Here is a 20,550-nt window from a genome sequence, read left to right as displayed (position 1 = left end):
CACGAGCGGAACGGGGCGTGTCCACATCGGACACGCCCCGTTCGTCGTCTCGCCGGGAGATCAGACGTTCCAGTCGACGACACCGCACCAGTCCCCCGCCTCCCCCACGACGTCGAGGCAGAACGTGGTGCCGGCGCGGAAGTTCGTGCCGAGCAGCCGGCGCGACCGGTCCCCGGCGCGGAACAGCACGGGGCTGCCCGCCACCCGGAGGTCGCCTTCGCGGGACCACCGGATCGCGAGGTCGACGGGACTGGCCGTGACCCGGAGGTAGACGTCCGAGCCGTCGACGGTGATCGTGCGGACGGCGAGCAGGTCGGCCGATGCGGTGCGCATGCGCCGGAACGTATCGACGGGAGCGGAACCCGGTCGTCGCACGAAGAGTGGATCTCCCGTCAACTTTCGCGGTACGCTCGTGGTGGGGGATCTACCGCGGTGACGTCACATGAGTGAGGGGCATTGTGGCGCGCGTCCTTGTCGTCGACGACCAGCCGTTGTTCCGTGCGGGCCTGGTCGCTTTGCTGAACGCTTCACCAGATCTGACCGTCGTCGGCGAGGCCGGGGACGGTGCCACCGCGTCCGCGCTGGCCGAGTCGGTGAGACCGGACGTGATCCTGCTCGACATCCGCCTGCCGGGGCTGGCCGCGCTCAAACGCGTCGCGGCGTCCGCGCGGGTGCTGGTGCTGACCACGTTCGATCTCGACGAGCACGTCCACGAGGCGTTGCGGCTGGGTGCGGCGGGGTTCGTGCTGAAGGAGTCCGAACCGGCCCGCCTGATCGCCGCCATCACCGCTGTGGCCTCAGGTGAGATGCAGTTCGGCCCGACCGTGATGCGCAGGCTCGTGGCGGCCTACCTGAAGGGCGACACGGGTGCTTCGCCGGGGAGTGCGATCGGGCTGGAAGAGCTGACGGACCGCGAACGCGAGGTGCTCCGGCTCGTCGGCACGGGACTGACGAACACGGCGATCGCGGGCAAGCTGACGGTCACGGAGGGCACGGTGAAGACGCACCTCAACCGCGTGATGACGAAGCTGCGGCTGACCAGCCGGGCTCAGGCCGTGGTGATGGCGTACGAGTCCGGGCTGGTCATACCGCAGGCTCTCGCTAGGACCGCCTGAACAGCTTGTTGCCGAGCCAGACGATCGGGTCGTACTTGCGGTCGGCGACGCGCTCCTTCATCGGGATGAGCGCGTTGTCGGTGATGTGGATGTGCTCGGGGCACACCTCGCTGCAGCACTTGGTGATGTTGCACAGCCCGAGCCCGTGCTCGTCCTGCGCCTGGTCGACGCGGTCCGCGGTGTCGAGCGGGTGCATCTCCAGTTCGGCGACCCGCATGAGGAACCGCGGCCCCGAGAACGCCTCCTTGTTCTCCTCGTGGTCACGCACCACGTGGCAGGTGTTCTGGCACAGGAAGCACTCGATGCACTTGCGGAACTCCTGCGAGCGCTCGACGTCGACCTGCTGCATCCGGTACTCGCCCGGCGCCAGGTCCTTCGGCGGCGCGAACGACGGGACCTCGCGTGCCTTGGTGTAGTTGAAGGACACGTTGGTCACGAGGTCGCGGATGATCGGGAACGTCCGCATCGGCGTGACCGTGATCGTCTCCGACTCCTGGAAGATCGACATCCGGGTCATGCAGAGCAGCCGCGGCCGTCCGTTGATCTCCGCCGAGCACGAGCCGCACTTGCCGGCCTTGCAGTTCCACCGCACCGCGAGGTCCGGGGCCTGCGTGGCCTGCAGCCGGTGGATGATGTCGAGGACGACCTCACCCTCGTTGACCTCGACGGTGAAGTCCTCCAGCCCGCCGCCGGAGTCGTCACCGCGCCACACCCGGAACTTCCCCTGGTAGCTCATGACAACTCCTCCGAGGTGAGGTACTTCTCGAGCTCGGTGCGGTCGAACAGGTCCAGCAGGTCGTGCCGGATCGGGATCTGCGGCTTCTCGGTGACGGTGGCGCCGTCTCCCTCGGCCTTGCACACCAGCAGTTTCCTGCGCCACTCGGCGTCCATCGAGGGATGGTCGTCGCGCGTGTGGCCACCGCGGGACTCGGTGCGCAGCAGTGCCGCCTTCGCCACGCACTCCGACACCAGCAGCATGTTGCGCAGGTCGAGGGCGAGGTGCCAGCCGGGGTTGAACTGCTGGTGGCCCTCGACGGTCAGCGACCGGGCGCGTTCCTTGAGCTTCTCCAGCCGCTGCAACGCCTCTTGCATCTCACCGGCTTTCCGGATGATGCCGACGAGGTCGTTCATCGACTGCTGCAGCTCCATGTGCAGCGTGTACGGGTTCTCACCGCCTTCCTGCTGGAAGGGTGCGAGGGCGGTGGCACGTGCCTCGCCGACGAGGTCCTCCGACACCGTCGGGCGTTCGGTCATCGCCCGCACGTACTCGGCGGCCCCGGCTCCCGCCCTGCGTCCGAAGACGAGCAGGTCCGACAAGCTGTTGCCGCCCAGGCGGTTCGAGCCGTGCATGCCGCCGGAGACCTCGCCGGCCGCGTAGAGACCGGGCACCGAGGACGACCCCGTGTCCGGGTCGACCTCGACGCCGCCCATCACGTAGTGGCAGGTCGGGCCGACCTCCATCGGCTGCGCGGTGATGTCCACATCGGCCAGTTCCTTGAACTGGTGGTGCATGGACGGCAGCCGGCGGCGGATCTCCTCGGCGGGCAGACGCGTGGACACGTCGAGGAAAACTCCGCCGTGCGGTGAGCCCCGGTTCGCCTTGACCTCGGAGTTGATCGCGCGGGCGACCTCGTCACGCGGCAGCAGTTCCGGTGGGCGCCGGTTGCCGGCCTGGTCGGTGTACCAGCGGTCGGCCTCTTCCTCGTTGTCGGCGTACTTGTCCTTGAACACCTCGGGGATGTAGTCGAACATGAACCGCTTGCCGTCGGAGTTCCGCAGCACACCACCGTCACCGCGGACGGACTCGGTGACGAGGATGCCCTTGACCGACGGCGGCCAGACCATCCCGGTGGGGTGGAACTGGATGAACTCCATGTTGATCAGCGAGGCACCGGCGCGCATCGCGAGCGCGTGGCCGTCGCCGGTGTACTCCCAGGAGTTCGAGGTGACCTTGAACGACTTGCCGATGCCGCCGGTCGCGAGGATCACCGCGGGTGCCTCGAACAGCACGAACCGGCCGGACTCGCGCCAGTAGCCGAACGAGCCCGCGATCCTGTCCCCGTCCTTGACGAGGTCGGTGACGGTGAACTCCTGGAACACCCGCAGGCGTGCCTCGTAGTCGCCGAACTCCTTGAAGTCCTCCTGCTGCAACGACACGATCTTCTGCTGCAGCGTGCGGATCAGTTCGAGCCCGGTGCGGTCGCCGACGTGCGCGAGCCGCGGGTACTCGTGGCCGCCGAAGTTGCGTTGCGAGATCCGGCCGTCCTTGGTGCGGTCGAACAGCGCGCCGTAGGTCTCGAGCTCCCAGACCCGTTGCGGCGCTTCCTGTGCGTGCAGTTCGGCCATGCGCCAGTTGTTCAGGAACTTGCCGCCGCGCATGGTGTCGCGGAAGTGGACCTGCCAGTTGTCGCTCTCGTTCGCGTTGCCCATGGCGGCGGCGATGCCACCCTCGGCCATGACGGTGTGGGCCTTGCCGAACAACGACTTGCAGAGAACGGCGACGCGCAGGCCGTGCTCACGGGCCTCGATCGCGGCACGCAGACCGGCGCCACCCGCGCCGATCACGAGAACGTCGAACGAATGCCTTTCCAGCTCGGGCAAAACCACTCCTTAGTTGATGAAGCGGAGGTCGGAGATCGTTCCCGAGGCGACCAGCGCGACGTACAGGTCCGTGAGGCAGACGAAGATCAGCGAGGCCCACGCGAGCTGCATGTGCCGGTTGTTCAGCTTCGAGATCTGCGTCCACGTCCAGTACCGGACCGGGTGCTTGGAGAAGTGCTTGAGCCGCCCGCCCGCGATGTGGCGGCACGAGTGGCACGACAGCGTGTAGGCGCCGAGCAGGCCGACGTTGACCAGCAGGATGATGTTGCCCAGACCGACGCCGGTCCCGAACGCGAGGACCGCGTCGTAGATGTTGATCAGCAGCAGGAGTGACGCCGCGTAGAAGAAGTAGCGGTGCAGGTTCTGCGCGATGAGCGGGAACCTGGTCTCACCGGTGTACTTGCTGTGCGGCTCGGCCACGGCGCACGCGGGCGGCGACGCCCAGGCCGCGCGGTAGTAGGCCTTGCGGTAGTAGTAGCAGGTGATCCGGAATCCCAGCAGGAACGGGATGATCAGCAGCGGCGGTGTCAGGAAGCCGGGCAGCGCCGGGAACCACTGACCGAAGTGGGATGCCGCGGGGACGCACTCCTCCGTGAGACAGGGCGAGTACATCGGTGTGAGGTAGTGGTACTGGTCGACCCAGTAGTAGTCCCCCTGGAACGTGCGGAACGCCGCGTAGATCGAGATGAGCAGCAGGCCGACGAATGTCGTCAGCGGCGGCAACCACCATCGGTCCGTGCGCAGAGTCCTGGCGGCGATCTCTGCCCTCGCCATTGGTCACCTTTCTGGGGGTCCACGTCGTTGTGGAGGAAACGCGTAACGGCCCCCGCTGACTGCGAGGGCCGTGAATTCGGACTGGGTCAGGTCCGGTGCCGGTACCCACCGAGTCCTTCGTCGTCCGCGTCCTTCCAGAGCGACTCGTCGTAGGGCGTGTCGGGCACGACCACGACCTCGCGTTCCACTTGAGGCGCTTCGCGCTGCCTCGGGGTGCTCAGGTCGACGAGTTCGGTGGCGTCGATGTCCATGCGTTCTACGTCGTTGGCAAGACGTTGTACGGCTGCCACGTCGCCGTACCTGGCGCGCAGGTTGCTGACGGCATGCCGCATCTGACCGATGACCCGCCGCAGCTCGACGATCTCCGTGGACGTCATGGGACACCTCCGTTCCAAGGTCGTGCCCCGCACTCTGCCCAATCTCAAGCCATGTGACAAGCACCACACGCCAAGATTCAAAACTGGTTCCAGACCAGTTACTGAATCGTTTTTGTGCCTACGACCAGCCATGACTTATTGTGTGTGGCGTCACGCCCGTCCGTGGGACGCCACCGTTGTCGTCTCGTAAGGGCCCCACCACGGCCCGTGATGACCCGGAGACCCCCATGACCGAACTGCATCCTGTTCTGACAGAGGTGACACGCCGGATCGCCGCCCGCAGCGCCGATTCCCGCCGCGCGTACCTCGAGCGCGTGGCCGCCGCCGCGCAGGACGGAACGTCCCGGTCCGGCTTCGCCTGCAGCAACCTCGCGCACGGCTTCGCCGGAATCACCGGCGGCGACAAGGCCGCGTTGCGCGCGCTGCGCAAGTCCAACGTCGCGATCGTCTCGTCCTACAACGACATGCTGTCGGCGCACCAGCCGTTCCAGGAGTACCCGGCCTGGATCAAGGACGCGGTCCGCGCCGTCGGCGGCGTGTCCCAGTTCGCCGGCGGTGTGCCGGCGATGTGCGACGGCATCACCCAGGGCCGCGAGGGCATGGAGCTGTCGCTGTTCAGCCGCGACGTCATCGCCATGTCGACCGGCGTGGCTCTGTCGCACGAGATGTTCGACGCCGCGGTGCTCCTGGGCGTGTGCGACAAGATCGTGCCGGGCCTGCTGATCGGCGCGCTGTCGTTCGGGCACCTGCCGTCGATCCTGGTGCCCGCGGGCCCGATGTCGTCCGGCCTGTCGAACAAGGAGAAGGCCCGCGTCCGGCAGCTCTACGCGGAGGGCAAGGCCTCCCGTGACGACCTGCTGGAGGCCGAGGCCGCCTCGTACCACTCCCCCGGCACCTGCACGTTCTACGGCACCGCGAACTCGAACCAGATGGTCGTCGAGGTCATGGGCCTGCACCTGCCGGGAGCCTCGTTCGTCCCGCCGGGCACGTCGTTGCGCCGCGCGCTGACCGAACACGCCGGCCGACGCGCCGTCGAGATGGCCAAGGGCGACGGCTACACCCCGATCGCGCACGTCGTCGACGAGAAGGCCGTGGTCAACGGCGTGGTCGCGCTGCTGGCCACCGGCGGCTCCACGAACCACACGATGCACCTGGTCGCCATCGCCGCCGCCGCGGGCATCGAACTGAGCTGGGACGACCTCAACGACCTGTCGGCCGTCGTACCGCTGATCGCGCGGGTCTACCCGAACGGCAGCGCCGACATCAACCACTTCCAGGCCGCCGGCGGCGTCCAGTTCGTCGTGGGCACCCTGCTCGACGAGGGCCTGCTGCACGCCGACGTCACCACCGTGGCGGGCTTCGGCCTGGACCGCTACCGCCAGGAACCGATGCTGGCCGACGGCGAACTGATCTGGGTCGACGGCCCCGGCCGCTCACTCGACCTCGAGGTCCTGCGCCCCGCCTCGGACCCGTTCGCCTCCGACGGCGGCCTGCGCATGCTCTCCGGCAACCTCGGCCGCTCCGTCATCAAGGTCTCGGCCGTGGCGTCGGAGAACCACGTCGTCGAGGCCCCGGCCCGCGTGTTCACCACGCAGGAGGCGTTCCAGGAGGCCTTCAAGGCGGGCGAACTGGACCGCGACGTCGTCGTGGTGGTCCGCCAGCAGGGCCCGCAGGCCAACGGCATGCCCGAACTGCACAAGCTCACCCCGCCGCTCGGCGTCCTGATGGACCGCGGCCACAAGGTGGCGCTGGTGACCGACGGCCGCATGTCCGGCGCCTCGGGCAAGATCCCGGCGGCGATCCAGCTGACCCCGGAAGCCGCGGTCGGCGGCCCACTCGGCCGCGTGCGCGACGGCGACGTCGTCCGCTTGGACGCCACCGCCGGAACCCTGGAGGTCCAGGTGCCCGCGGAGGAACTGGCGACACGTCCCCTGGTCGACTTCCCGCCGACCAGCCGCGAGTGGATGGGCACGGGCCGCGAACTGTTCGCCGCCCTCCGCCGCAGCGTCGGACCGGCCGACCGCGGCGCCACGGTGTTCGGGCCGATCACCGCCGACCACTTCGCCCCGGTCACCCACCACTAGCCGTTGCACCCGCTGCAACCAATATATTGGTTCATGCACCACCGCTGACCTGCCCCTTAGCAATGACTCTTTGGACTTCGTCCGCAAAAGACCCATTGCAAAGGGGCGGCGACGCCCGATTAGTCCGTCCCATCCGCCCGACCGCAGGCCTGTCGGCTTGCCCAACCGCAGGCCTGTTGACTTGCCCGACCGCGCCCCGCCCAGCCGCACGTACCTTCACGCCGCCAACCCGGATGCCATTGCAATGAGTCTTTTGACTTCGTCCGCAAACGTTTTTTGCATCCGGGTGAGCGGCAGCAGGCACAGTGAGGGCGCGAGACGGGGTGCTCACGAGTCACGGCAGCCCGAGCGTCCGACCGGCAATATGCGATATATCGGTTTTCGATCCCCTAGATTCGACCCAATTTCGGCAAGGAGAGCAGCAGTGACCAACGGTGACAATCTTCGGGTGACCACCGGCGCGGACCTCCTCGGTCTGTCGCCCGTCATCCCCGTCGTCGTGGTCGACGACGCCGACCACGCGGTGCCGCTCGCCCAGGCACTGCTGCGCGGTGGCGTCCGCGTCATCGAGCTCACGCTGCGCACCCCCGCCGCGCTCGCCGCGATCGAGAACGTCGCGCGCGAGGTCCCGGAGATCGTGATCGGCGCGGGCACCGTCACGGCGCCGGAGCACGCGGAGCAGGCGGCGAAGGCCGGGGCGGCGTTCCTCGTCACCCCCGGCACGACCGACCGGGTGCTCGACGCCGCCGACGCGACCGGGCTGCCGTACCTGCCGGGTGCGGCGACGGTGTCCGAGGTGCTGCGGCTCGCCGAGCGCGGGCTGACCGCGTTGAAGTTCTTCCCCGCCGAGGCCGCGGGCGGTGTCGACTACCTCAAGTCGATCGGTGGCCCGGTCCCGCACGTGCGGTTCTGCCCGACCGGCGGCATCACCCCGCAGACCGCGCCGAACTACCTCGCGCTGCCGAACGTCGGCTGCGTCGGCGGTTCGTGGCTGGCCCCGAAGGACGCCCTCGTGCAGGGCGACTGGGACCGCATCGAGACCCTTGCCCGTGAGGCTTCGCAGCTCGGCTAATCGCGGACCGGAAGTCCAGCTCACACCACGAGACCGGCGTCCCACCACGTTGGATCCTTCACCCCAACGGGAGGCGACGCCGGTCTCGAACTGTCAAGGTCGGGAAGCGCGCGTCCGGCAATCAGCCCAAGATTCCCCTTACCACGCAACGCTTCCGTCAATCGAGTCCATCATGGACAGTACGATGTGCACGGTCGCACTCGGCGTCTCGCCGGTAGGTCTGATGGTCGCTGTCAGGACCACAAGGCGGCGACGAGCTCGGCTCGTCCCGTGATGCCGAGCTTGCGATAAGCGCTCGACAGGTGCAGTTCCACCGTGCGCCGGGTGAGGTGCAGGGCTTCGGCGATCTGCCGGTTCGTCAGGCCCTGCGCCGCCATCCGGGCGACCCGGTTCTCCTGCTTGGTCAGGCCCTGCACCTGGTCGTCCTCGTCGCGGACCTCGTCGCCCGCGAGCTTGGCCAGAGGGTGCGCGCTCAGGCGCCGGGCCAGTTCGAACGACTGCCGCAGGTGCACCGCGGCCGCGTCGGCACGGCCCTTGCGGCGCAGGTGGTGGCCGAGCCAGTACGACGACTGGGCGTGCAGCAGCCGGTGCGGTGACGAGGCGAGGAGTTGTTCGGCCTCGGTCAGGACGTCGATGTCGTCCGTGCTGATGCCGACGCTCATCAACGCCGTCCCGATCACCCTCGGGGAACCCCACCGCTTGGCCAGGTCGAGTTCCTCGTGCGCGAGCCGGGCCGCGTCGTCACGGTTGCCCAGCGCCAAGTGCGCGCGCACGGCGTGGTGCCGCCACGCGATCAGCGCGGGGTTGGGCATCTCGCGGCTGGCAAGCCGGCGGCCTGCCTCCAGCAGGTCCTCCAGCCCGCCCTCCGCGTGGCACGACGCGAGCTTGAGCCGGCCGCGGGCGTAGACGATGTTGATGTGCTGCAACAGATCGCCGTCCTCGACGACGAGCGGGGCGGCCTCGTCGAACTGTCCCATCTCGATGCAGACCTCGGCCAGCTTCGCGGTCGCGAGCACGACGGCCGGGCAGTCGATGTTGCCCGTCGACACCGGCGGGGTCAGGAACGTGTACGCGCGCGCCAGGTCGCCGCCGTTGTGGAAGGCGGAGGCGCGGGCGATCATGCTGAGCATCCCGCGGCGCAGGTGCGGGTCGTGCGAGACCGGCGCGGTGCTGTGCGAGAGCCAGAACTTGTTGATGTGCTCGGGATTGTCGCCGAGGACCGGCACCAGGAACGTGAAGACGTAGGACGCGCCGAAGACGTCGATCCACTCGCCTTCGAGCGCTTCCAGCGCGTACTCGACGGCTTCGGGGTACGAGTCACCGCTGCGGGCGTTGCCGACGGCGAGCAACGCCGACCGCGCGCGCTGGAGGTTCGGGTCCTGCGGGACGTCTCCGACGAGGTCCTCGAAGTACTTGCCGGCGCAGTTGGCCATGTGCGCGTTGCGGTTCGCCGCGAGCAGGTACGTGGTGCAGACGAGGTTCCAGACCATGTCGCGGTCCTCTGGCAGCAACCGGGCGACGACCATGATCGCGAGCGAGACGGCGAAGTGGGCGTCCGAACCCGTGCACATGCGCTGGATCAACGCGAGCGCGACGTTCGCGGCGAGGTGCGGGTCCTCGCACTGCACCAGCGCGTCACGGACCCGGTCGCGGCCCAGTGCGTTGTCCTGCAGGTGTTCCGTGTGTCCGAGCTCGACCTCGATCGCGAGGCGGTCCTCGTCGGACAGGTGTTCCTCGAGCGCCCGTTCCAGGTGCTCGACGCCGCCGACCTCGCGCAGCAGGTCGACGGACCACGGCAGGCGCACCGACCTGGCTTTCAGCACGTGCTCGGCGACGCGCTCGTCCGGGGCGTCCGACTCGAACAGCAGCCACGCCGCGCGGGAGTGCGCGGCGGACCGGACCGCGATCGGCATGTCAGCGAGGATGCTGTTGCGCACGAACGGATGCCGGAACGTGAGCGGGTCGGTGTCGGCGAGCACGCCGAGGCGGACGAGCATGTCGACGGCGGGCAGCGCGTCGAAACCGGTGAGCGCGGAGAGCAGTTCGAGGCCGGCGTCGCCGTCCAGCACCGCGGCGGAGCGCGCGACCTCGGCGGCTCCGGTGTACTCGCGCAGCCGCATGCCGATCATCTCGCCGACGGCGGCGGAACCCTCGCCTTCCTCGCGCAGCAGGGCCTGCAGCAGGTAGGGGTTGCCGCCGGTGAGCTCGTGGCAGCGCTTCGGGTCCCGGGCCGGGAGGTTCTCGGTCAGGCTCGCGACGGCGGCGACGTCGAGGCCGTCGAGGTCGAGGCGGTGCGGGTGGGCACCCGCGATCTCGGGCAGCGTGACCTCGTCGGTGGAGAAGTAACCCTGGGACGCGCCGAGCGCGATGACGACCGGCATCTCCTGCAGCCGCGGGCGCAGGTACGCGAGGGCGCGCTTGGAGAAGGTGTCGGCGACGTGCACGTCGTCGATGACCATCAGGATCGGGCCCTTGCGCGCGGAGTTCGCGGCGCGCGCGTACAGCTCTTCCAGGTCGTGTTCGTTCGCGAGGCACGGCGCGAGCTGGCGCACCACCGCGCCGGGGAGGTGGCTCTCCAGCCGGGCGCTCTTGGCCAGCCGGACGGTGAAGCCGCGTTCGCGGGCCTCGGCGGCGAGCGCGTCGAGCACCGCCGTCTTGCCGATGCCGAACCCGCCGGTGACGACGACGCAGGAGCCGGTGCCCTGGACCGCGTCGTCCAGCAAGCGACCGAGAGTCGCGAGTTCCGCGTCCCGGCCGAGTAGTGGAGATGTCACCTCTGTCTGCCCCTGCCTTCGGTACCGAGAGGACCGCAGGTCGAAGGTTTCGGTGTTCCTTCGGTGGCGACCGTAGAGACCTGCGCTTCGTCGTCGGGCAAACTTACCCACAGGTAACGGCTGGCGGAACCGTGGGCCGTTCGCGGGATGGTTCGGAGTGGGAGTGCTGGAGCGAGCGATGATCTTCGCCGGGCTGATGCGCGCATGGGTGCGCCTCGCCCGTCTGCTCGCTGGCTCCCATCAGGACTCACATGCGTCCGACCAGCGGAAACCGCTCTTCGTAAGTGGTTATAGCGCGCGTGAGACTGCCTACGTCGACAGGGGTGTCGACGTGCGAGGACAGCGACTCCACGACCGAGAGCACCGCGGCGATGGCCACCACGACGCCCGCCGCCACGACCAGGATGCTGCGAGCGATCGGGCACGAACCGGGCACGCCCGGCGGGTTCTCGGTCAGCACCGGCCGCAGCACCGGCGCGAACATGCCGAAGTCGGCCGCGTCACGCCGGCAGTCCTCGCACCCGGCTAGGTGCCGGGAGAAGCTCACGTGCTGCGCCGGGTCCAGCACCCCCAGCGCGTACGCCGCCACATCACCGCACGGACCTTCCTGGTCCGCGCGGTTGTCGTCGTCCTGACTCTGATCTTGGTCTGGTCCTGCTCCCGCGTGCTCGTGATGTGGTTGACGGGTCACCATCACTAGCTCCTGTCCTGCAGCGCCCGGCGGATCGTGTGCATCGCTTTGTAAAGCCGGGACTTGACGGTTCCTTCCGGTACTCCGAGAACGATCGCGGCCTCCCTCACCGTTCGTCCCATGACATACGTTTCGTAGATAGCCGCACGATGTTCTTCACTCAATTGGCGTACTACGTCGGTAATGACCATCACCGAAAGTGTCTGTTCTGTGTCGTCCGGAGATTCGGCGATGTCCGGACGTAACAATTCGACTTCCTGCGGGCGCGCCTGCCGGCTTCGCCATCCGTCGATCACAATGCGACGAGCCACAGTACAAAGCCAGCCGCGCAACATACCCGGTTCACGAACAAGGTGTGCGGAGTTCTGCCAAGCCCTGATCAACGTCTCCTGAACGACGTCTTCCGTCCACTGGCGGTCGTAGTTGGTCAGGCACAGGACCTGCGAGAACAACATCCGCTGGAACTGCCCGTAGAGCAACGTGAGCAATTCTTCGTCCTGCTGGGCGTGTGCGACCTTGCCCTGATCACCCATGAAGCTGACGACCTCCCCAGATATCGGCGACGGGTTCGCTTCGGGCGGCAGTCCTAGCGACTCAGCGGCCGAGCACGGAATCGTCCAGATAGTACATCGCGAACACGAAAACCTCTCGGGTACGTAAATTCAGTCCCAATGGTTCGCCTACAGCCCTGTGATCCACGTCACATAAGCATCTGCGCATGTCGGATGAACCCTGACTTCACCTGCGCGTATCTCCCTTCGAAGGCAGCTCGATCGCGGGAGGGAACGGGCACTATGCGTCACCGATTGGACACGCTGGGGCAGCACGCAGCGCTGTTCGCCATCCTGTCTGTCGTATTTCTGGGGGCTTTCATCGGAGCCGTCCCGGCCAATGCGCAATCGACAGAAGTGCAACCGTCAGACCGCTCATTCATGGTATCTCTGCGCCAAGCAAACTCGTGGCTCGTGCCGGTGAGCAAAGAAGCTCCCACGCGTTCGACGAATGCGAGCGTGAGCAACGCCGGGCGGGACATATTCGAAGGACACTCACGACTCGACGTCGAACTCCTGAAATCTGCCGAACAACTGGGCGTGGTTCTGCCGAACGACGTCAGCAGTGAACACCAGTCACTCATCGATGAGATGGCCGAACGCACCGGTGACAACCACGACCGCGCTTACGCGACGATCGTCCGGCAGACGCAGGGCGGCCTTCTCGTGATGTCCGTGCAAACGCGGGCGACGACACAGAACACAACAATTCGCACACTCGCCCACCAGACGGTGCAAATGCTGATTCGTACAATGACGGTCCTGGAGAACACCGGCAGGGTCGACCCGTCGGCACTCGAATTGGTGACCGCCAAGGCACAGGTGAACGCGGTCCGCGTCATCGGCCAGAACATCGAACCGTCGGACCGCGAATTGCTCGTACTGCTCACCCAGCATTCGCTTTGGCAGAAACCGGCCAGCCGCGAGAGCTCGGACCGCGCCCGTGACGCGAAGGTCCGCAAGGTCGCGGGTCAGCTCGCCGCCGAGCACACCCAGATGGCCCAGGCGGTCACGGAGGCCGCTCGCCAGATCGGCGTGGACCTCCCCGTCGAACCGACCACCGAACAGAAGTCGTGGGCGAACGCCATCTCGTCCAGCTCCGGCGAGGAGCTCGACGACATGTACACGAACCTGTCCCGCGCCGCCGACGGCTCACTCATCACGCAGGTCGCCCACGCCCGCGCGACGACCAAGAGCCTTCCCGCCCGCATCGCCTCGCAGACCGCCCTGACCCTCCTGCTCAAGCACATGCTCCTGCTGGAGGGCACCGGCCTGGTGAAGGCGAACTCACTGCAGATGACCAACACCCCGCCCATCGCCCAGCAGACGCAATCCAACAGCGGCTCGTCGCCACAACCCGACGACTCGTCCACGAGCGTCGGCTTCCTCACCGGTATCGCCGTCCTGGTGGTCGCCGCCGCAGGCACCCTCTGGCTGGTCCGGGCGATCGGCCACCACGGAGAACACCGCCGCTGACAGTCCGCCAACTGATATATCGGCTGCCGCCCTCGCCAACCGATATATCAGTTCCCAGCGGCCCGCTGGAGCGTCATCGACGCCCTTAGCAATGACTCTTTTGACGACGAAGTCCAAAGAGTCATTGCTAAGGGCCAGGTCAACGCGCTGCCGGGTTGACATAACGAAGGTGAACGCGCAAGCGGGCCGAGACAGCAACACCGGCGCGGGCTTTCGCAGACGAGCACGACAGGGTTCGCTCACACACCAGTACGCGGTGCAGAAGTCGGCCTACGCGGACTTCGGCACGGCCACCAGAGGCTGCTCGCTCAGGCGGACGCCACTGCGGTGTCCACCCGTTCGACCACGTGCGCCTCAGTGGGGTCGACCGCCTCCCACTTGCCGATGAGCCGGTCGATGACGGCGGCCGGCACCGGCTCCGGGCGGGCGCGGTTGCGAGCGTGGATCACGGTCCGCGGCGCTTCGAGCCCGACCAGGGTGACGCGGGCGCGATAGTCCGCGGCGAGTCCGATGCAGCGCTCGCGCAGCTGCTGGGAGATGTTGGTCGCGTTCCAGACGAACCGGTCCCCCGCACGCAACAGCGCTCGGGCTTCCTCGAACGCCGCGGCGGCCACGGCGCGTTGGTCACCGTCGGGCGCGATGCCGAGCCGTGAACGCACCGCGTCGAGACTCACCACCGGCCAGCCCGGCCGGTGGGCGGCGATCCAGTGGTCCTTGCCGACGCCCGGCAGGCCGGACAGCACCGTCACCTCGACGCGCGTGTCGTCGTAGGCGGCGTAGCCGGGGTCGCGGCCGGGCGTGCGGAAGTACTGGAACCGGGCGTGGTCGGACGGGAAGGCGCGTGGCCGGTCGAGGCAGTCGCGTTCGCGGCAGTACTCCTCGAACAGCGCGATGTTCTCGAGCACCGAGTCCGCGTCGCCGCAGATCCGGCCGAGGATGTCGGCGCGGGCGAGCGTCGCCAGGTCGTCGTTGCGCGCGAGCAGGCTCACCCGGAACGCGATGCGGTCGAGGTCCGGGCGTTCCAGCGCCCAGAACGGCACCTGGTGGTGCCGCACCAGCGCGGCGACGTGCTCGCGCCACGCGATCGGGCGTCCCATCTCCCACAACAGCTTGCGCGCCAGCAGGTCTCCGGCTCGTGAGTGGCCGTGTGCCGTCACGCGGCCGTCGGCGATCTGCGTGCGGAACGGCTTCGCGGCGTCGTGCAGCAGCACCGTCGCGAACAACCGCACTCGGTCCGCCTCGGGACGCGACCGCCATTCAGGCAGCGACACCAGGGCCTCGCACGCCATTCGGGTGTGCGTGGCGACGTCGCCTTCGGCGTGGTGCACGGGATCTTGCGGCACGCCCTCGAGAGCGCGCACCCACGGGAACACCGAACGGATGGCGTCCCAGTCGAGGGTCCACTGTGGTCCGGCGGGGCAGAGTTGCTCAAACACGGGCCACCACCTGGTTCGGCAGGATCGGGCGGTCCTGCCAGTGGCTGCCCGAGTCCAGCACGGCGGTGGCGAACGTCGGCCGCACCCACTTGTAGCGCTCGACCGTGCGACCGTTCTCCTCCACCTTGATGTAGAGGCCTTCCATGTCGTCGTCCGAATCCGTCTCCGCGACGACGACCGCCGGGTCCTGCCCCGCCGCACGCGCCGCCTCGACCAACGCGTCACGCCACACCGTGGTGCGGCAGGTGGACGGGCCGAGCAACGCGGTCAAGTCCTTCAAACGGCGCAACGGCCCCTCGTGCAGCACCGGCACGGACACCACCGGCGTACCCGCGAGCAGCCGGCGGCGTTCCGGAGTGGACAGGAACTCACCGGTCGAGCGGTCGAGCAGGTCGAACTCGCAGAAGTGGTGCGGCAGCGCGTCGTAGAACACGGTGTGCTTGGCGTACAACCATTCCCCGTAGAGCACGAAGCGCGTGCCGAGCCTCTCCCACAGCACGCCCTGGTGCGTCGCGGCCCACGCCTTCAACGGCGCGAACTGCCGTTCCCTCGGCCCGCCCGCGAGGAAGTGGCCGCGTGACTGGAGTTTCAGCACACCGTCCGAGTCGAAGCTGATGCCCGCGTTGGCACCGTCGAGCTTCTCCTCGACGACGAGGTGCCGCCCCGCGATCGCGCGGAACGGCACCTGGTCGAGGTCCTCGTCGCCCGGTTGCAGGCGGGAGCCCTCCAGATGGGGCGTTCGCGGGTACTTGCGCAACATGCCCCATTTTGTAACCCGTCCGTGCGCCCGCAAGCGAACGGTTTACGCCTGACCGACGAACGCGGCCTTGTCGGAGTTGAAGGTCGGCTCGAACACGAGCTGCATCTCACCGGGCTGCGCGCCGACCGAGTACGCGATGTGGAAGGTGTAGGTCTTGCCCGGCAGCACGGTCGCCGAGTCGAACGTGCTGTCGCAGCCGCCGCCGAGTCGAACACCATGTCGGCCTTCTGCCCGTTGAACTGCGCGTCGGTGCCGATCGACATCAGCGCGGTCTCGAACGCGGCACTCGTGCCGTTGGTGATGGTGATCTCGAACTTCACCGCGCGGGCGATGTTCGGCGGCGCCGAGAACTGACCGGGCGTGCACGCGACCGGCTTCGCGACGTCGACCGAGAGGCCGTTCGCCCACGAGTACCGCTTGCCCCAGGTCGGGTTCTCCTTCAGCGCGTCCTGCTTCGCGGTCTCGCCCGGTGCGCCGACCTGGCCCTGGTTCACGTCGCCGTCGAGGATCTTGTCGAGCTCCTCGACCGCTGCCTGCTGCGCCACGACCGTCAACACGATCGCCAGGACGCAAAGCACGACACCGACCGCCGCGAGAACCTTGCGCGTGCCGAACAACGCGATCACGCCGAGCACGATCCCGACGAACGCGGCGATCGCCGTGAGGTTGTTGAAGAAGATGAGCCACGAGCTGAGGATGCCGACGATCCCGACGATCACCGAGGTCCAGGCGAGCGCACCGAATCGCGTGGGCTTCGGCGGTGCGACCGGAGGCTCGGCGTAGACGGGCGGCGTCGGATAGGTCATCAAGGCTCCCGAGGTTGCGACGTGTGACCACGACGTCGATTGGTCCGCTCCACCCGTTAGCCCCACCCCACGGCACCACCCGATCGAGTTACGGTGGGCCAAGTAGCCGACTGCCGAAGGTAGTTGATCGACTACGATCCGTGCATGGCACGACGATTCGCCGCAATCCTGCTGGCCGCGACCGCCGCGCTCGGCGTGACGACGACACCCGCGCAGGCCGCCGTCGACTTCACCGGCACGGTCAAGCTCGACAACTGCTCCGGCTCCCTCGTGCGCCTGCCCGATTCGAGCCCCTCGGACAAAGCGCTCGTGCTCACCAACGGGCATTGCGTCGAGTTCATCAAGGCGGGCGAGGTGTACGTCGACCGGCCTGCGGACCGCACCTTCAAGCTGCTCAACGGTTCCGGCTCGGAGATCGCGACGGTGCAGAGCACCCGACTCGTCTACGCGACGATGACCGGTACCGACGCCGCGCTCTACCGGCTCGACAAGACGTACCAGCAACTCCAGCAGCAGCACGGCGGCCGCGCGCTCGAACTCTCCGCCGCGCGCCCGTCCGCCGGGACGGAGATCCGGATCGCCTCCGGCTACTGGAAGAAGATCTACTCCTGCCAGATCGACGGATTCGTCCACCAGGTCAGGGAAGCGAGCTGGACCTGGCGTGACTCGCTGCGCTACACGCCGTCGTGCGACACGATCGGCGGCACGTCGGGTTCACCGATCATCGACAACGCGAGCGGCAAGGTCGTCGGCGTCAACAACACCGGCAATGAGAGCGGCGGCCGCTGCACGATGAACAACCCGTGCGAGGTCGATGCCGCCGGCAAGATCACCGTCCGCCGCGGCACCAACTACGGCCAGCAGACCTTCGGTCTCGTCGCCTGCTTCGGTCCCCGCACGACGCTGGACCTGGCGCTGCCCCGCTGCCAGGTCGCGAAACCCGCCCGGTAGACCAGGGCACAGACGCGAAGAAACCGGGACGCCCCTGCCCGCGTCCCGGCTTCTTCGTCTTCCACTACCGCGCGGCGCGCACGATCAGGTCGGCCACGGTGTCCGGGTGCGACACGGCCACCGAGTGCGAAGCTCCCTTGACCTCGACGGTCGCACGGGAGTGGGCGCGCTCGGCCATCCACTTCTGCGCGGCGATCGGGATGTTCTTGTCCTTGCCCGCCACCACGAAGTACGACGGGACGGTCTTCCAGGCAGGCTCGCCGGCCTGCTCGTTCAACGCGGTGTCGTTGATCGGGCGCTGCGTCGCCGCCGCCAGCGTCGCGTCCTTGCGGGACACGTCCGCCGCGAACTGCTGCCAGTACTTGTCCTGCGCGATCACGAGATCGGTGGTGCCGTCGGCGAGCGGGATCGGCCGCACCGCGTCACCGAGGGTGCTGCCGGGGAACTGGTTCGACAGGCCGAGGGCGGTCTCGCCCTTCTCCGGCGCGAACGCCGCGACGTAGACGAGCGACTTCACGTTCGGGTTGCCGAGCGCCGCGGCCGACTGGACCATGCCGCCGTAGGAGTGTCCGGCGAGGACGATCGGCCCCTCGATCGTGGCGAGCACCTGGCGCAGGTAGTTCGCGTCACCGGTGACGGACCTGAGCGGGTTCGCCACCGCGACGACCGGGAACCCCTTGCGCTGCAGGCGTTCCACGACACCGTTCCAGCTGGACGCGTCCGCGAACGCGCCGTGCACCAGGACGACGGTCGGCTTCTTGGTGCCCTGCTTCGAGGTCTCGTCCGCAGCACCGGCACTCGACGGAACAACAGCGGCCATCGCCAGCAGCGTCCCCAGAACGGCGATCACCTTACGAACTCGCATTGATCTCTCACTCTCTCGTCGGGCACCGTAGCGGTGGTGCATCGCGCTCGATTAGGTCGTGCACGATGTAAGTTACCCGACGAGTTACCTCGTACGCGATGTGTTTCAGCTCACTGACGTTCGGCGCCGTGCTTCACGCGGTTCAGCGCCTTGCGCAGGATGGCGATCTCCTCGAGCGTCATGCCGAGCGCCTTGCCGAGCTGGTTGAACATCTCGGCACCGATCCACCGCAGCTCACGGCCCTTGTCCGTGAGCTGGACGAGCACGGAACGCTCGTCGTCGGGATGCGTGACGCGCACCAGCAGACCGCTCTTCTCCAGCCGCTTGATCAACGGCGAGAGCGTGCTGTACTCCAGGTCGAGCTCCTGCACGAGCTCCCGGATCGGCCTCGAGTCCTTCTCCCACAGCAGCAGCATCACCAGGAACTGCGGGTAGGTGATGCCCGCCTTGTCGAGGATCGGGCGGTAGAAGCCGGTCACCGCTCGCGACGTCGTGTAGAGGTCGAAGCAGAGCAGGTCCGAGACCGTGGGGGTCACGGCGGACGGCGCGTCGGGAGTAGTGCTCACGCTTTTCAGGCTACTCGGAGCCCACCGCCGCAGCGGCGTGATCGGGTACGGCACCGCGAACGGGACCGGCCCTGGCCTACGACCAGGGCTCGTCCAGCGCCGACGCCTCGTCACCGGCGTTGCGCAGCTCATCACGCACCACGCGATAGGCGAGGCCTTCCGCATAACCCTTGCGCGCCAACGCACCCACGAGACGGCGGATCTTCGTCGTCTCGTCCACGCCGGACAGGGTGCGCAGGCGTTTGCGGACGAGCTCGCGGGCGCGTTCTTCCTCGGCCTCGCCGTCGACCGCGGCGACGGCCTCGGCCACCACCTCGTCCGCCACGCCCTTGCGGCGCAGTTCCATGGCCAGGGCGCGGCGGCCCAGGCCGTTGTACGTGTGACGGGAATGCACCCACATCTCGGCGAACTGCGCGTCGTCGATCAGGCCGGCGCGGTCGAACCTGCCGAGGACGATCTCGGCGGCGCCGGCACTGATCCCCTTGCGCAGCAACGCGTCGTGCAGTTCCTGCCGGGAGCGGGCCCGAGCACCGAGCAGCGCGTAACAGATGTCCCGTGCCTTGCGCTGCTCTTCAGCCTCGTCCAAACCCCACTACCTCTTAGAACTCGACCGGCGCGGCGGGAACCGTCTCGTCGGCGTCGAGGGTGGCGCCGATGCCGAGCTTGTCCTTGATGCGCTTCTCGACCTCGTTCGCGATGTCCGGGTTGTCCAGCAGGAACTTGCGGGCGTTCTCCTTGCCCTGGCCCAGCTGGTCGCCCTCGTAGGTGTACCAGGCACCGGACTTGCGCAGGATGCCCTGGTCGACGCCCATGTCGATGAGCGAGCCCTCGCGGCTGATGCCCTTGCCGTAGAGGATGTCGAACTCGGCCTGCTTGAACGGCGGCGCGACCTTGTTCTTCACGACCTTGACCCTGGTGCGGTTGCCGACGGGCTCGCCGCCGTCCTTCAGGGTCTCGATGCGGCGGACGTCCAGACGCACGGAGGCGTAGAACTTCAGCGCCTTACCACCGGTCGTGGTCTCCGGGGAGCCGAACATCACGCCGATCTTCTCGCGCAGCTGGTTGATGAAGATCGCGGTCGTGTTGGACGCGCTGAGCGCACCGGTGATCTTGCGCAGCGCCTGGCTCATCAGGCGGGCCTGCAGACCGACGTGGTTGTCGCCCATCTCGCCCTCGATCTCGGCGCGCGGCACGAGGGCGGCGACCGAGTCGATGACCAGGATGTCGAGCGCGCCGGAGCGAACCAGCATGTCCGCGATCTCGAGCGCCTGCTCACCGGTGTCGGGCTGGGAGACCAGCAGCGCGTCGGTGTCGACGCCCAGCTTCTTCGCGTACTCGGGGTCGAGCGCGTGCTCCGCGTCGATGAACGCCGCGATGCCGCCGGCCTTCTGCGCGTTCGCCACGGCGTGCAGCGCCACGGTCGTCTTACCGGAGGACTCCGGACCGTAGATCTCGACGACCCGGCCACGCGGCAGCCCACCGATGCCGAGCGCCACGTCCAGGGCGATCGCGCCGGTCGGGATCACGGCGATCGGGGCACGGCCCTCCTCGCCGAGGCGCATCACGGAGCCCTTGCCGAACTGCTTGTCGATCTGCGCCAGGGCCAGCTCGAGTGCCTTGTCCCGGTCGGGTGCTGCGGGTGCCATCTTGG

General features: G+C 68.0%; 22 protein-coding genes. 7 read left to right on the top strand and 15 right to left on the bottom strand.

Going from position 1 to position 20,550, the window contains the following annotated elements:
• Positions 1–60: 60 nt before the first annotated feature.
• On the bottom strand, positions 61–333 hold the full coding sequence (locus tag IEY88_RS35970; RefSeq protein WP_189159385.1) for a hypothetical protein: 273 nt from the start codon (positions 331–333) through the stop codon (positions 61–63).
• 125 nt (positions 334–458) lie between these two features.
• Here IEY88_RS35970 and IEY88_RS35965 point away from each other — a divergent pair, with 125 nt between their 5' ends.
• Complete coding sequence (locus IEY88_RS35965) at positions 459–1,115, top strand: response regulator (protein WP_189159488.1); 657 nt, start codon at positions 459–461, stop codon at positions 1,113–1,115.
• Here IEY88_RS35965 and IEY88_RS35960 read toward each other — a convergent pair.
• The 4 genes from IEY88_RS35960 to IEY88_RS35945 form a co-directional block, all read right to left on the bottom strand.
• A complete protein-coding gene (locus tag IEY88_RS35960; protein WP_189159384.1) occupies positions 1,102–1,851 on the bottom strand; it encodes a succinate dehydrogenase/fumarate reductase iron-sulfur subunit in 750 nt (249 codons plus the stop codon). The two genes, IEY88_RS35965 and IEY88_RS35960, sit on opposite strands and share 14 nt — an antisense overlap.
• A complete protein-coding gene (locus IEY88_RS35955) occupies positions 1,848–3,716 on the bottom strand; it encodes a fumarate reductase/succinate dehydrogenase flavoprotein subunit (RefSeq protein ID WP_189159383.1) in 1,869 nt (622 codons plus the stop codon). The genes IEY88_RS35960 and IEY88_RS35955 overlap by 4 nt, the downstream gene beginning before the upstream one ends.
• A 9-nt stretch (positions 3,717–3,725) precedes the next feature.
• Positions 3,726–4,490 (bottom strand): succinate dehydrogenase subunit SdhC, encoded by a 765-nt coding sequence (gene sdhC / locus IEY88_RS35950; RefSeq protein ID WP_189159382.1) that lies wholly within the window; start codon positions 4,488–4,490, stop codon positions 3,726–3,728.
• Positions 4,491–4,576: 86 nt separating this feature from the next.
• Positions 4,577–4,867, bottom strand: coding sequence for an Rv0250c family protein (locus IEY88_RS35945; RefSeq protein ID WP_189159381.1), 291 nt, complete (start codon positions 4,865–4,867; stop codon positions 4,577–4,579).
• A 227-nt stretch (positions 4,868–5,094) separates the two neighbouring features.
• Between IEY88_RS35945 and edd the strand changes: the two genes are divergently transcribed.
• Both edd and eda read left to right on the top strand, forming a co-directional pair.
• Positions 5,095–6,951: a phosphogluconate dehydratase gene (edd, locus tag IEY88_RS35940; protein ID WP_189159380.1), complete on the top strand. Its 1,857-nt coding sequence runs from the start codon at positions 5,095–5,097 to the stop codon at positions 6,949–6,951.
• Positions 6,952–7,399: 448 nt separating this feature from the next.
• Complete coding sequence (eda, locus tag IEY88_RS35935) at positions 7,400–8,023, top strand: bifunctional 4-hydroxy-2-oxoglutarate aldolase/2-dehydro-3-deoxy-phosphogluconate aldolase (RefSeq protein ID WP_090073250.1); 624 nt, start codon at positions 7,400–7,402, stop codon at positions 8,021–8,023.
• Positions 8,024–8,256: 233 nt separating this feature from the next.
• Here the strand turns inward: eda and IEY88_RS35930 are convergent, their stop codons facing one another.
• From IEY88_RS35930 to IEY88_RS35920, 3 genes are all read right to left on the bottom strand, one after another.
• Positions 8,257–10,797 (bottom strand): BREX system ATP-binding domain-containing protein, encoded by a 2,541-nt coding sequence (locus IEY88_RS35930; protein WP_189159378.1) that lies wholly within the window; start codon positions 10,795–10,797, stop codon positions 8,257–8,259.
• Between the two features lie 247 nt (positions 10,798–11,044).
• Positions 11,045–11,491: a zf-HC2 domain-containing protein gene (locus IEY88_RS35925; RefSeq protein ID WP_189159377.1), complete on the bottom strand. Its 447-nt coding sequence runs from the start codon at positions 11,489–11,491 to the stop codon at positions 11,045–11,047.
• 2 nt (positions 11,492–11,493) lie between these two features.
• Positions 11,494–12,021 (bottom strand): sigma-70 family RNA polymerase sigma factor, encoded by a 528-nt coding sequence (locus IEY88_RS35920; protein ID WP_189159376.1) that lies wholly within the window; start codon positions 12,019–12,021, stop codon positions 11,494–11,496.
• Positions 12,022–12,294: 273 nt separating this feature from the next.
• Here IEY88_RS35920 and IEY88_RS35915 point away from each other — a divergent pair, with 273 nt between their 5' ends.
• Entirely contained in the window at positions 12,295–13,515 is a 1,221-nt protein-coding gene (locus IEY88_RS35915) for a DUF4142 domain-containing protein (RefSeq protein WP_189159375.1), read from the top strand.
• 308 nt (positions 13,516–13,823) lie between these two features.
• On the opposite strand, the gene IEY88_RS35910 is transcribed toward IEY88_RS35915, so the two are convergent.
• From IEY88_RS35910 to IEY88_RS45190, 3 genes are read right to left on the bottom strand one after another with little or no spacing between them, the layout of a single operon-like run.
• Positions 13,824–14,951 (bottom strand): AAA family ATPase, encoded by a 1,128-nt coding sequence (locus IEY88_RS35910; RefSeq protein WP_189159374.1) that lies wholly within the window; start codon positions 14,949–14,951, stop codon positions 13,824–13,826.
• Positions 14,944–15,711: an RNA ligase family protein gene (locus tag IEY88_RS35905; protein ID WP_189159373.1), complete on the bottom strand. Its 768-nt coding sequence runs from the start codon at positions 15,709–15,711 to the stop codon at positions 14,944–14,946. Before IEY88_RS35905 ends, IEY88_RS35910 begins: the two co-directional genes overlap by 8 nt.
• A gap of 42 nt (positions 15,712–15,753) precedes the next feature.
• Entirely contained in the window at positions 15,754–15,879 is a 126-nt protein-coding gene (locus tag IEY88_RS45190) for a hypothetical protein (protein WP_268241281.1), read from the bottom strand.
• A 48-nt stretch (positions 15,880–15,927) separates the two neighbouring features.
• Between IEY88_RS45190 and IEY88_RS35900 the strand changes: the two genes are divergently transcribed.
• The 3 genes from IEY88_RS35900 (at position 15,928) to IEY88_RS35890 (ending at position 17,468) form a co-directional block, all read left to right on the top strand.
• Entirely contained in the window at positions 15,928–16,065 is a 138-nt protein-coding gene (locus IEY88_RS35900; RefSeq protein WP_189159372.1) for a hypothetical protein, read from the top strand.
• Positions 16,066–16,071: 6 nt separating this feature from the next.
• Positions 16,072–16,494, top strand: a complete 423-nt coding sequence (locus IEY88_RS35895) for a hypothetical protein (RefSeq protein ID WP_189159371.1) — start codon at positions 16,072–16,074, stop codon at positions 16,492–16,494.
• Positions 16,495–16,661: 167 nt separating this feature from the next.
• On the top strand, positions 16,662–17,468 hold the full coding sequence (locus tag IEY88_RS35890; protein WP_189159370.1) for a S1 family peptidase: 807 nt from the start codon (positions 16,662–16,664) through the stop codon (positions 17,466–17,468).
• Positions 17,469–17,532: 64 nt separating this feature from the next.
• Here IEY88_RS35890 and IEY88_RS35885 read toward each other — a convergent pair whose 3' ends face one another.
• The 4 genes from IEY88_RS35885 to recA form a co-directional block, all read right to left on the bottom strand.
• Complete coding sequence (locus IEY88_RS35885; RefSeq protein ID WP_189159369.1) at positions 17,533–18,333, bottom strand: alpha/beta fold hydrolase; 801 nt, start codon at positions 18,331–18,333, stop codon at positions 17,533–17,535.
• A gap of 110 nt (positions 18,334–18,443) precedes the next feature.
• Positions 18,444–18,899 (bottom strand): MarR family winged helix-turn-helix transcriptional regulator, encoded by a 456-nt coding sequence (locus tag IEY88_RS35880; protein ID WP_229694076.1) that lies wholly within the window; start codon positions 18,897–18,899, stop codon positions 18,444–18,446.
• Between the two features lie 76 nt (positions 18,900–18,975).
• Positions 18,976–19,485 carry a regulatory protein RecX gene (locus IEY88_RS35875; RefSeq protein WP_189159367.1) on the bottom strand — a complete coding sequence of 170 codons (510 nt, stop codon included), beginning with the start codon at positions 19,483–19,485 and terminating at the stop codon, positions 18,976–18,978.
• Between the two features lie 13 nt (positions 19,486–19,498).
• Positions 19,499–20,545 (bottom strand): recombinase RecA, encoded by a 1,047-nt coding sequence (gene recA, locus IEY88_RS35870; RefSeq protein WP_189159366.1) that lies wholly within the window; start codon positions 20,543–20,545, stop codon positions 19,499–19,501.
• Positions 20,546–20,550: the final 5 nt, after the last annotated feature.

It is taken from the genome of Lentzea pudingi, from assembly GCF_014646255.1.
GTDB lineage: Bacteria > Actinomycetota > Actinomycetes > Mycobacteriales > Pseudonocardiaceae > Lentzea > Lentzea pudingi.
Note: the sequence above shows the minus strand (reverse complement) of the source record. Positions and strands in the feature narration are given on the sequence as shown.